This is a genomic window from uncultured Zoogloea sp. (genome assembly GCF_937894855.1).
In the GTDB taxonomy this organism is placed as follows: domain Bacteria; phylum Pseudomonadota; class Gammaproteobacteria; order Burkholderiales; family Rhodocyclaceae; genus Zoogloea; species Zoogloea oryzae.
Genome location: NZ_CALAYQ010000199.1, coordinates 16623 through 28734 on the forward strand (window position 1 = coordinate 16623; position 12112 = coordinate 28734).

At 65.7% G+C, this 12112-nt stretch carries 10 protein-coding genes and 1 pseudogene; all 11 read left to right on the forward strand.

Features of this window, described 5'->3' with window-relative positions; genetic code table 11:
• The first annotated feature begins 692 nt into the window (after nucleotides 1-692).
• Nucleotides 693-2312, forward strand: a complete 1620-nt coding sequence (locus tag Q0672_RS21355; RefSeq protein ID WP_298625682.1) for a site-specific DNA-methyltransferase — start codon at nucleotides 693-695, stop codon at nucleotides 2310-2312.
• Nucleotides 2313-2314: 2 nt separating this feature from the next.
• Complete coding sequence (locus tag Q0672_RS21360; protein WP_298625685.1) at nucleotides 2315-2839, forward strand: zeta toxin family protein; 525 nt, start codon at nucleotides 2315-2317, stop codon at nucleotides 2837-2839.
• Nucleotides 2836-3048, forward strand: coding sequence for a hypothetical protein (locus tag Q0672_RS21365; RefSeq protein ID WP_153162536.1), 213 nt, complete (start codon nucleotides 2836-2838; stop codon nucleotides 3046-3048). Before Q0672_RS21360 ends, Q0672_RS21365 begins: the two co-directional genes overlap by 4 nt.
• Nucleotides 3045-5747 carry a DEAD/DEAH box helicase family protein gene (locus Q0672_RS21370; protein WP_298625690.1) on the forward strand — a complete coding sequence of 901 codons (2703 nt, stop codon included), beginning with the start codon at nucleotides 3045-3047 and terminating at the stop codon, nucleotides 5745-5747. The genes Q0672_RS21365 and Q0672_RS21370 overlap by 4 nt, the downstream gene beginning before the upstream one ends.
• 100 nt (nucleotides 5748-5847) lie before the next feature.
• Entirely contained in the window at nucleotides 5848-6306 is a 459-nt protein-coding gene (locus tag Q0672_RS21375) for an NUDIX domain-containing protein (protein ID WP_298625693.1), read from the forward strand.
• Between the two features lie 74 nt (nucleotides 6307-6380).
• Nucleotides 6381-6800, forward strand: a complete 420-nt coding sequence (locus tag Q0672_RS21380; RefSeq protein ID WP_298625696.1) for a hypothetical protein — start codon at nucleotides 6381-6383, stop codon at nucleotides 6798-6800.
• A 102-nt stretch (nucleotides 6801-6902) separates the two neighbouring features.
• Nucleotides 6903-7952: a DctP family TRAP transporter solute-binding subunit gene (locus Q0672_RS21385; protein WP_298625699.1), complete on the forward strand. Its 1050-nt coding sequence runs from the start codon at nucleotides 6903-6905 to the stop codon at nucleotides 7950-7952.
• Nucleotides 7953-8082: 130 nt separating this feature from the next.
• On the forward strand, nucleotides 8083-8565 hold the full coding sequence (locus tag Q0672_RS21390; RefSeq protein ID WP_298625702.1) for a TRAP transporter small permease: 483 nt from the start codon (nucleotides 8083-8085) through the stop codon (nucleotides 8563-8565).
• The gene (locus tag Q0672_RS21395) at nucleotides 8565-9845 is read left to right on the forward strand and encodes a TRAP transporter large permease (protein ID WP_298625705.1); all 1281 of its coding nucleotides are present in this window, start codon (nucleotides 8565-8567) and stop codon (nucleotides 9843-9845) included. Before Q0672_RS21390 ends, Q0672_RS21395 begins: the two co-directional genes overlap by 1 nt.
• 105 nt (nucleotides 9846-9950) lie before the next feature.
• On the forward strand, nucleotides 9951-10760 hold the full coding sequence (locus Q0672_RS21400) for a DnaJ domain-containing protein (protein ID WP_298625707.1): 810 nt from the start codon (nucleotides 9951-9953) through the stop codon (nucleotides 10758-10760).
• Between the two features lie 55 nt (nucleotides 10761-10815).
• A pseudogene (locus Q0672_RS21405) lies at nucleotides 10816-11460 on the forward strand (DEAD/DEAH box helicase); the annotation flags it as partial.
• Between the last annotated feature and the right edge of the window lie 652 nt (nucleotides 11461-12112).

Sequence of the window (12112 nt, forward strand, 5' to 3'; positions counted from 1 at the left end):
CGACGGATGACCGCGGGCGGAATCGACAGGGTGGCAGAAATATTCTTCATCCGGCTTGCTGCGGCACCGGACGGCTGCATCCCTGTAGGTCCTGTAGGCCCTGTAGGTCGGACTTCAGTCCGACATCCCCTGCCTGGTAAGTCGCGTAGGTCGGGTTAGCCCGCAGGGCGTAACCCGACATCCTGCCGCCGATATGCGTCGGGTTACGCCCTGCGGGCTAACCCGACCTACTCGATTATTCATAAAGGTTATGCTGATTCTCTAAAAGGATGGTCGAGATCGAGCAATCGACCCTCGTGATCGGGCAGCGATTGCCTGATCACGAGGGGCAGGCACTCGATCACGAGCGAAAATCACTCGTGATCGAGTGGTAACCCGTCGTTCTCGTCGATTCTCATGGGGAGTCGGACTTCAGTCCGACAACCCCTGCCTGCTCAAGCTGCGCTGTCGGACTGAAGTCCGACCTACAGGGAAATGGGCTTGCGCTATGGGTTGGTCAAAAAGCCGTGTTGAGTTGAAATCCGGCCACCCCAATCCGCTGGCCCCGCGCCCCGCCGGGCCCGTGCACCTGATACATTCCCGACCTCGTTCCCGGCCCTGGCGAGCAGCGCACCGCCCCGGCCCGGAATGCCCGCATCGAACCCGGGCGCGGCCCCCACGGCAGCGCGCCCCGTAATCAACGGATCACCGCAATGCCCACGCTCAACTGGATCGGCAAGGACGCCGTCGTCAAACACCACAAGGAAGTGCCCTTCCGCCTGCTCGAGCCGGTGCCGGCGTTTGCCTGCGGCGATGGGGAAGGGCGTGACAGCGGCAACCTCATCGTGCAGGGCGACAACCTTCATGCCCTCAAGGCCTTGCTGCCGCGCTACGCCGGGCAGGTGAAGTGCATCTACATCGACCCCCCGTACAACACCGGCAACGAAGGCTGGGTGTACAACGACAACGTCAACAGCCCCGAAATCCGCAAATGGCTGGGCGAGGTGGTGGGCAAGGAAGGCGAGACCCTCGACCGCCACGACCGCTGGCTGTGCATGATGTACCCCCGGCTGGTGCTGCTGAAGCAGTTCCTGCGGGAGGATGGGGCGATCTTTGTGTCCATCGACGACAACGAGGTGGCGTCGCTGCGGTTGTTGATGGATGAGATTTTTGAAGCTCGCAACTTTGTAGGCACGGTCATCTGGCAAAAGAAATACGCCGTATCCAACGATCACAAAACAATTGCCCCAATGCACGATTTTGTGCTGGTTTATCAGCGATCGCCCAGTTGGCAGCGCAACTTGCTGCCGCGTGGGGAAGAAAAAGACAGCCAGTACAAATATGAAGATGAAAAAGGGCAATTTCGTAATAGCGACTATACCTGCGCCAAAACAGCCGAAGAACGCCCCAATCTGTACTACCCCGTCACCAATCCCAACACGGGCGAAGAAATCTGGCCCAAGCGCACCCGCGTCTGGGCCTACTCGCAGGAAGAGCATCAACGCCATGTGGCACAGGGTCTGATCTATTGGGGCAAGGACGGCAAGGGCAAAGTGCCTGCGTACAAGCGCTACAAACACTTGCTCCGCAATGATGGGGTGGTACCGCAAACGCTGTGGCCGCACGAATTTGCAGGCCACACCGATGGCTCGCGCAAGGAACTGCGCGAAGTGCTGCACGACATTCCTTCGGTATCAGATTTCGCAACACCTAAGCCTTCGCTGCTTATCCAGCGCATCCTGCAAATTTCCACCGACAAGGACTCCATCGTCCTCGATTCCTTCGCCGGTTCCGGCACCACCGGCCACGCCGTGCTCAAGCAGAACGCCGAGGATGGCGGCAATCGGCGCTTCATTCTGGTGGAGATGGACGGCAAGATCGCCGAGGACGTGACCGCCCAGCGCGTCCGCCGCGTGGCGGGGGGCTACACCAACGCCAAGGGGCAGGCGGTGGCGGGCCTGGGCGGGGGCTTCCAGTTCTGTCGCCTGTCTGCCGAGCCCCTGTTCGACGCCGACGGCCAGATCCGCAGCGATGTGCGCTTTGCCCAGCTGGCCGAATTCGTGTGGTTTGCCGAAACCGGCAGCGGCTACACCGGCAGCGCCGACAGCCCCCTGCTGGGCGTGCATGAAGGGCGGGCCATCTATCTGCTGTACAACGGCATCCTCAAGGACAAGTCGGTGGCCGGCGGCAACGTGCTCACCGGCCCGGTGCTCGACGTGCTGCCCCCCTTTGCCGGCCCCAAGGTGATCTACGCCGCCGCCAACCGCCTGGGCAGCCGCACCGCCCGAGAGGGCATCACCTTCAAGCAGACCCCCTACGCCCTGGAGCTGTGAGCGTGGAGCCGGGGCGCAAGATCATCATCATCGCCGGGCCCAACGGGGCCGGCAAAACTACCTTTGCCCGGGAGTTTCTGCCCAACGAGGCGGGCTGCCCGGTGTTCGTGAATGCCGACCTGATCGCCGCCGGCCTGGCCCCCTTTGCGCCGCACACCGCGGCGGTGCAGGCCGGGCGGCTGATGCTGCAGGCGCTGGCACGGCACTTTGCCGCCGGCGAGAGTTTCGCTTTTGAAACCACCCTGTCGGGGCGCGGCTACGTGCCCCACATCCAGGCCTGGCAGGCGGCGGGCTATGCGGTGAAGCTGATCTTCCTGAAGCTCGACAGCCCCGAAGAGGCCATCGCCCGCGTGGCCCAGCGGGTGCTGCAGGGCGGCCACGACATTCCGGAAGCCACCATCCGCCGCCGCTTTGCAGCCGGGCTGCACAACTTCGAGCACCTGTACGCCCCGCTGGTTGATGCGTGGGCGCTGTACGACAACGCCGGCAGCACCCCGCTGCTGCTGGACTGGAGCGAAAAGCCATGAACAAGCAACCCATCGAGAACGCCCGCGACGCCGATCTGCGCCTGTCGTCCCAGGCCCTGCAGCGCGCCGCCCAGCGCGCGCGGGAGCTTGCCCGCCAGACCGGCACCGCCATCGTGGTGAGCCGCCGTGGCGTGATCGAAACGATCCGCCCGGATGCCGGCACGCCCGGCGTGCAAGAGCCTGCCGTGCCCTACGGAAAAGCCCCATGACCGCGTTTGCTGCCAAGACCTACCAGCAGCAGGTGCTGGAAAGCGTGGAGGCCTACTTCAAGGCCTGCCATGAGCTGCCGTCGGCGTCGATCGCCTTTACCGCCACCACCGAGCGGCTGTGGGGGCGCGGTAATCCGTACAACCCGCTGGCGGGATTTCCGGCCGACATGCCGTATTTCTGTCTGCGGGTGCCCACCGGCGGCGGCAAGACCTGGCTGGCGGCCAAGAGCGTGGCGCTGGTCAATACCCATCTGCTGCGTAGCGAACATTGTGTGGTGTTGTGGCTGGTGCCGAGCAAGCCGATCCGCGAGCAGACGATCAAGGCGCTGAAAGATCGCAATCACCCGTACCACATCGCCCTGCGCGAGGCCGGTCCGATCACGGTGATGGATCTGGACGAGGCGAAGAGCGTCACCCGCGCCACGCTGGATACGTCGACCACGGTGATCGTGGCGACACGCCAGGCCTTCCAGGTGGAGGAGGAGGAATGCCGCAAGGTGTATCAGAGCAGCGGGGCGCTGATGCATCACTTCGACAACCTGTCGCCGGAGCAGCGCGGCGCCTTGCTTTGCGACGGCGAGGGCGGCGAACGCACGGTGCCGTATTCGCTGGCAAACGTGCTGCGGCTGCGCCGGCCGTTTGTGGTGGTGGACGAGGCCCACAACAGCCGCACCGAGCTGGCCTTCGACATGCTGGCGCGCTTTCGCCCCAGCGGGGTGATGGAGCTGACCGCGACCCCGGACATGGAGCGCACGCCCAGCAACGTGCTGCACAGCGTCTCGGCTGCCGAGCTGAAGGCGGAAGAGATGATCAAGTTGCCGGTGGTGCTGGAGACCGAGCCCAACTGGCAACAATGCCTGGCCGACGCCATCGGCCGCCGGGAGGCGTTGCAGCAGTTGGCCGACGAGGAGCGTCGCGGGGGCGCCGCCTATCTGCGACCGCTGGTGCTGATCCAGTCTGAGCCGCGCCGCGCCGGCGTTGAGACGCTGGATTTCGAGCGGGTGCGGAACGAACTGATCACCAATCACGGTATTCCGCCCGCCGAGATTGTGGTGGCCACCGGTGAGGAGAAGGGGCTGGAGCAGATCGACGTCGGCTTCAGACTTGGCATTGCCGATCCCGCCTGTCCGGTGAAGTTCGTCATCACCCAGAAGGCGCTGGCCGAGGGCTGGGATTGCCCGTTTGCCTACATTCTCGTGAGCATGGCGTCGCTGTCGTCGGCGACGGCGGTCGAGCAATTGCTGGGGCGCGTGTTGCGTCAGCCGGGGGCGAGCCACCGTCAGGCGAAGGCGCTGAATCAGTCCTACGCGTTTGTGGTGTCGCGCAACTTTGCCGAGACGGCCGGCGCGCTGCGCGACCGCCTGGTGGCCGGCGCCGGCTTTGAGCGGCGCGAGGTGGCCGACTTTGTGACTGCCGCTCGGGCGGAGCAGTCGCGGCTTGATCTTGAGGGCTATGGCGGACGCGTGGTGGTGAAGCCGGTGGTCGTGCCCTTGTCGGAAAGGCCCAACCTGAAGAGCGTGCCCAAAGCGGTGCGGGACAAGGTGAGTTGGGACGGCAAGCTCAATACGCTGACGATCAGCACGCCCCTCACCGAGGACGAGGCGGAGGTGCTGAAGGCATCGGTCAGTTCGGAGTCGGCAGCCCAGGCCATCGTGGAGGCCGCCGAGGTGAGCCGCACGACCGCCATCGAGTTTTTCCAGACGCCGGCAGAGTTGGGCGAACGCTTCCGGGTGCCACAACTGGCACTGCGTGTGCAGGGCGAATTGCAGCTGTTCGACGACCCCGAGGTGCTGGAGTACCCGTGGGAATTGTCGCCCTACGACGCTGCGCCGTCGGCGGACGATCTGTCCGTTCTGGGCGCGGGCTTGAAGGTGTCGGAAGGCGGCGAGATCGATGTGGATGGCAGTGGACACGTGGTGTCGCGCTTCCTTCCGGAACTGCAGCGCGATCTGGGGCTGGTCTATCAGCCCGAACATTGGGATGCGCTACGGCTCGCGACATGGCTTTGCCGGAATCTGCCCGAGCCGTCGCTGACCCATGCCAGCAAGCAGGCCTTCGTGGCAGCGTGGCTGGCCGATTTGCTGAGTCGCGATGGGTTCTCCCTGGCGCGGGCCAATCTGCAGAAGTTCCTGCTGCGCAATCTGCTGGAGGCGCGCATCAGGGCGCTGCGCAAACAGGCGGTGGGAAAGGCGTTTCAGCAGACGCTGTTCGGCGAGGCGGCGGCCAGCCGGGTGGTGGTGTCCGATCAGTACGCGTTCGAGTTTCACACCCAGGCTTATGCGCCGAGCCGGGACTACGACGGCCGCTTCGGCGTCTTCGATTTCCGCCAGCACTTCTATGGGCGCATCGGGGATTTCGACAGCAAGGAAGAGTTTGAGTGTGCGTGCCAGCTGGATATGCTGGCCCTGCAGGGCCGCATCCAGTTCTGGGTGCGCAATCTGGTGCGGCGTGAAGGCTGCGCATTCTTTCTGCAGAAGGCAGATGGACGCTTCTACCCGGATTTCCTTTGCCAGTTGCCGGGCGTAGATGGTCAGCCGGGGCCCGTGCTGGCAGTGGAATACAAAGGCGCCGATCGCTGGAACGCAGCTGAAGATGATCGTCTGATCGGTGGCCTGTGGGCGAATCTTTCCGATGGCCGCTGCCGGTTTGTGATGGTGCGGGATAAGCGTTGGGACTGGATCGAAGGCCTGCTGACGTAGTAGTTCGAGCCGCGCAGCTGAGGGATGCCGCTTCTGCCGGTTCCCGCCCGCCCCGTCATCCCCCAGAATGGGCGCCTGTTTTCATTGCGATGCGCTGCCCATGTCTTCCACGCTTCTCTCCTGCGGTCTGCTGGTCATCAATGAACAGGGTGAGCTGCTGGTCGGGCATTCCACCGGGAGCACCCACTGGGATCTGCCCAAGGGTTTGATCGATCCGGGTGAGACGCCTATCGCGTGCGCGCTGCGGGAGGCGCGGGAGGAGTTCGGGCTGGTCTTCGGGCCGGATCGGCTGGTGGACCTGGGGCGGCATGCCTATTACCGGGGCAAGGATCTGCACCTGTTTGCGGTGGGCACCGATTCGGTGGCCACGCGGCCGGAGGCGTGCGTGTGCGCGAGCTTTTTTGATGACGAACGCACGGGGCGGCGCTTGCCGGAGATCGACGCCTTCGCCTGGGCAGATGACGAGGTGCTGGGCCTGCGGCTGGCGGCGAGCATGCGGCGACTGCTGCTGGGGAAGGGCGTGCTGACCGAGGCCCGGGGGCGGATGGTCGCTCCGTAGTTACCCGTTTTGGGTGCATTAAAGCCCCTTTATAGGCTGTGGGTATTTGTTTGTCGTTGTTGGCGCGTGCCCCCTTGAGTACACTGCCCGCCCATGTCATCGGGCTAATGCTGAAGGGGCGGGGTTTGGTCGAGGTGGAGTGGGAGGGGTCGGGGGTCGTGCGCCGCTTGTCGGGGGTGGTGACGATCGACGACCTGGACGTGTCCGCCGCGCAGATCCAGGGTGACGAGCGGATCGACCGCCTGCGCTATGGCATCCATGACTTTCGTGACGCCATCGACATCGACGTGCTGGACGATGACATCGAGTTCATGGCGATGCGGGCGGTGGTGGCGCTGGAGCGGAACGTGGTGATCCGCATTGCCTTTGTGGGCGATCACCCGGTGATCCACAAGCTGATCGAGGCCTTCAACCGCTTTGGCCGCGGGCGGGTGCCGTGCCGGCGCTTCGATTCGATGGCCGCCGCCCGGTGCTTTGCGACGCTGAATTTCTGAGGCGGCGGGCGGGGCGGCCATCCCGCTGGCGTTGCGCGGCTTGCCCCGCACCCCGGCCGGCTCGGATAATCGATGCCTCTTTCCCTTCCCAGGAGCGCTTCGATGCAACCCACAACCCCCGCCCGTCGCCGTCTTGCCGTCCTTTCCCTCGCCGCCGGTGCGCTGTGTGTGCTGGGGAGCGGGCTTGCCCAGGCGCAGACCCCGGCCTACCGCGCCGAGTACCGGCTGTCCACCACGCTGGGCACGGCGTTTCCGTGGGGCCAGGCGGGCGAACGCTGGATCGAGCTGGTGAAGGAGAAGACCCAGGGCCGCATCAACATCAAGCTGTATTCGGGCAACTCGCTGGTAGGCGGCGACCAGACCCGCGAATTCACCGCGATCCGCCAGGGCGTGATCGACATGTCCATCGGCTCGACCATCAACTGGTCGCCGCAGATCAAGGAGCTCAACCTCTTCTCGCTGCCCTTCCTGATGCCCGACTACAAGGCGATGGACGTGCTGACCCAGGGCGAGGTGGGCAAGGAGCTGTTCGCGGTGCTCGAGAAGCGCGACGTGATCCCGCTGGCGTGGGGCGAGAACGGCTTCCGCGAGCTGTCGAACTCCAAACGCCCGGTGGCCACCCCGGCCGACCTGAAGGGCATGAAGTTCCGCGTGGTGGGCTCGCCGCTCTATAACGAGACCTTCACCGCGCTGGGCGCCAACCCCACCCAGATGAGCTGGGCCGACGCGCAGCCGGCGCTGGCCTCGGGCGCGGTGGATGGGCAGGAGAACCCGCTGTCGGTGTTCGTCGGCGCCAAGCTGCCCACCGTCGGCCAGAAGCACCTGACCCTGTGGCACTACGTGGCCGATCCGCTGATCTTCGTGGTGAACAAAAATGTGTGGAACAGCTGGACCCCGGCCGACCGCGAGGCCGTGAAGCAGGCCGCCCTGCAGGCCGGCCGCGAGAACGTGGAGAAGGCCCGCAAGGGCATCGCCGGCACCGACAACGCGGTGCTCAAGCAGATCGAGGCGGCCGGCGTCACGGTCACCCGCCTCACCCCCGAGCAGCGCACCGCCTTCGTGCAGGCCACCCGGCCGGTGTACGACAAGTGGTCCAAGCAGATCGGCGCCGATCTGGTGAGGAAGGCCGAAGCGGCCATCGCCAAGCGCTGAGCCGGTTGCCCCTGTAGGTCGGACTTCAGTCCGACATCGCGGGCTGAACGAGGCGTTTGTCGGACTGAAGTCCGACCTGCAGGATCGTTCGGCCCCTGATCTCCCTCCATCCACGATTTTCCCTCCCCTCATGTCCCCACCCGACAAGACCGCCCCAGGCGGCAAGTTCTCCCTTGGCGCCATCGAGCGCTTTCTGATGGCCGCCTCGATGGGCGTGCTGTGCCTGCTCACCATGGCCAATGTGCTGGTGCGCTATTTCACCGACATCTCCTTCGCCTTCACCGAGGAAATCTCGGTGGCGCTGCTGGTGGTGATGACGCTGGTAGGCGCGTCCCACGCCTTTGCCAGCAACCACCACATCGCGATCACCTTCTTCGTCGATCGCTGGCCGGCGATCAAGCCGCTGGCCCACCGTTTTGCGATGCTGTGTTCGCTGGTGATGTTCGGGCTGCTGGCCTGGTATGGCGTGCTGATGGCCTGGGATGACTACAGTTTCGAGGTCACGTCGCCGTCGCTGGGCGTGCCCCAGTGGTGGTACACGGTGTGGCTGCCGGTGCTGTCGATGCTGATCGTGCTGCGCCTCGTGGCGTTGCTGCTGCGGAGGGCCAAGTGATGGACTGGCTGCTCTTCGGGCTTTTTGCGGGGCTGATGCTGGCCGGCGTGCCGCTGGCGGTGGCGATGGGCCTCGCCGGCGTGGCGGTGGTGGCCGCCGCCGACCTGGGCATGCTGTCGCTGCCCACCAATGTCTATACCGGCATCGCCAAGTATCCGCTGATGGCGATCCCGGTCTTCGTGATCGCCGGCCTCATCTTCGAGCGCGCCGGCGTGGCGGCGACCATCGTGCGCTTTGCATCGGCGCTGGTCGGCCAGCGGCGCGGCAGCCTCGCCATCGTGGCGATCCTGGTGGCGATGATCCTGGGCGGCATCTCGGGCTCCGGCCCGGCGGATTCGGCCGCGGTGGGGGCGGTGATGCTCCCGTCGATGCTCAAGGCCGGATACCCGCGCTCCTTCACCGCCGGGGTGATCGCCGCGGCGGGCTCGACGGACATTCTGATCCCGCCGTCGATCGCCTTCGTGATCTACAGCCTGCTGGTGCCTCAGGCGTCGGTGCCGGCGCTGTTCGCGGCGGGGATGATCCCCGGCATCCTGTCGGGCCTGACGCTGATCCTGGTGGCCTGGGCGCTGTCGGTGAAGCACGGCTTCGAGGCCGAGGTGGATGAAGATCGCCCGCCCTTCTGGCAGAGCCTCAAGGACGCCGGCTGGGGCCTCGCGGCGCCGGTCATCATCCTGGGCGGCATGCGCAGCGGCTTCTTCACGCCCACCGAGGCGGCGGTGGTGGCAGTGTTCTACGGTCTGGTGGTGGGCATGGTGATCTACCGCTCGCTCACCTGGAAGGATGTGTACGGCGTGCTGGTGGAATCCGCCGAGATCTCGTCGGTGATCCTCACCGTGGTGGCGCTGGCCAGTGTCTTCGCGTGGGGCAGCAACACCCTCGGCACCTTCGACCACCTGGCCGCCGCGCTGCTCGGCACCGGGCTGTCGGAGATCCCGATGCTGCTGTCGATCCAGCTGCTGCTCTTGATCGCCGGGATGTTCCTCGACGCGATCTCGATCTACTTCATCTTCCTGCCGCTCTTGGTGCCCATCGCCACCCACTTCGGCTGGGATCTGGTGTGGTTCGGGGTCATCATCACCATGAACATGGCGCTGGGCCAGTTCCACCCGCCGCTGGGCGTCAATCTGATGGTCACCTGCCGGATGGCCAACGTGACGATGGAATCCACCGTGCCGTGGGTGCTGTGGATGATCGCCGCGATGGCCGGCACCATGCTCCTGGTCACCTTCGTGCCAGACATCGCCCTGTGGTTGCCGCGCCACCTGGGGTATCTGTAATGCAGTGCACAAGCGCGTAGCAGAAAATCGCACCGGGCCGTAAAGTTGCGGCACAGCACGTCGCTATAATCGGCCCGGAATGCGTATTTCCCCTTCACGCCTGCCATGAAGACCAGGACCACACTCTACGATCTGCTCGGACTGCCACCCACGGCAACCGAGGCCGATATCCATGCTGCCCAGCTCCGGCTGGTTCGCCACTATCAGTCCGGCCCCCACGGCATGGACCAGGTGGACGCCGACAACCAGATCAAGGTGGTCAAGGAGGCCTGCTGGATCCTGTCCGACCCCGGCCGGCGCGCCGCCTACGACGCCAGCCTGGCGCCCACCCAGCCCGAGCTGCCGCCCGGGCTTGGCGTGCCTGCGGGCGTGCTGCCGGTGGATCTGCCGCCGCCCCGCGTCTTCAAGCCGCGCCCGCCCCTGCGCACCATGCTCACCGTGATCGGCGGGCTGCTCGCGGTGGCGGTGGGCATCCAGATCTTCATGTCCATCTTTGCCTTCCGCCAGATGTCCCCGGCCGACAACGGCGCCATGAACGCGGCCCAGGCCCGCGCCGCGGCGGCCGAGCGGCGGCAGGTATACGGCGATCTCACCGACGAGGAGATCGCCCGCCAGGCCACCGAGGAGCGCCGTCGCCGCGAGGCCTATCAGCAGGCCGAGGCCGAGCGTCGCGCCGAATACGAACGCCGCGAGGCCGAACGCCGCCACGAGATGGCCCTGGCCGAGCGCAAGCAGTACGCCGATCAGATCACCAACAGCGTGGAGCGCGCCGAAGAGGAAGCCCGCCGCAAGGCCGAATGGGAGCGCCAGCAGAAGGAAGCCCGCGATCGCGCGGAAGAAGCCCGCGAACAGGCCCGCCTGGAGCAGCGCCTTGCCCGGGAGCGCGCCCGGCTGGGCATGGGTTCCGGCTACTGACACCTCGCCCCGCCGGTTTCGGGGCGCGCGGGGCGGCTTTGCGGGATAATCCGGCATGACTTCCACGCCGCTCCCGCCGCCGGACGACGCTTCCGGCTCCGACCCCAGCTTTATTCCGCCCCCCGCCGCCATTGCCGCGGCGCCCTTCGACACGCTCGGGCTGCCGCCGGCGGTGCTCGCCAATCTGGCCCGCCTCGGCTACCACGCGATGACGCCGATCCAGGCCGCCAGCCTGCCCGTGGCGCTGGCCGGCCACGATCTCATAGCCCAGGCCAAGACCGGCAGCGGCAAGACGGCCGCCTTCGGCCTGCCGCTCCTCCAGCGCCTCGACGCCCGCCGCTTTGCGGTGCAGGCCCTGGTGCTGTGCCCCACCCGCGAGCTGGCCGAGCAGGTCGGGCAGGAGCTGCGCCGCCTCGCCCGCGCTGAAGACAACATCAAGATCCTCACCCTGTGCGGCGGTTCGCCGATCCGCCCCCAGGCCGACAGCCTCGCCCACGGCGCCCACGTGGTGGTGGGCACGCCGGGCCGGCTGATGGGCCACCTCTCCCGCGGCAGCCTGCAGCTCGACGCCCTCGCCACGCTGGTGCTCGACGAGGCCGACCGGATGCTCGACATGGGCTTCATCCCCGATATCGAGTTCATCTGCTCGAAGCTCCCCGAAACCCGGCAGACGATGCTGTTCTCGGCGACGTTCCCCGACGACCCGAACACGAAGAACGACTCGACGTTGAGCGACGGGTCGCCCTTTCCGACCACCGCGGACGACGGGATGATCTGGAAGGTGAGCGAGTCGACGTTTTGACGCCAGCCGTCCTCGAAGAAATAGTCGTCGGTGGCCTTGATCGTCGAGACCTTCTCCATCGCGGCGGCTTCTGAAATCATGCGGCGGGCCTGAGGCGTCGCGGCCACACCCCAGAAGCAGGGCTCCCAGAAACGGGTTCGGTTGCCGTACCCGATGGTCAGAGCGGAACCGAATCCGCGCTGGAATCCGATGATGTCTGCACTGGATTCGCGCACAAAGTCGGGCAACGACAGCAGACGGCAGTCCACATCAATCCAGAACACGCGCGAGTCGGGGAAACGTTCACACACCGAGTCGAGGAATGGCACTTTCTTGCGGCACAGGTCGGCCCAGTCCTGGCCTGGTTCCTTGACGATTTCTTCCAACACATAGTCGACACCCAGTTTTTCGAGGTCGGCACGCAGCGCCTCGGCTTCGGAGCGGTAATACTCGTCGTCGGTGTAGAACGAGCACACGACAATGTTGGTCATAGTAAATCCTTCACTTCGATGGCTGCTGGGCGCATCGAGCCTGTGGAGATCGGAGAGCACACGTCTGAACTCCAGTCACC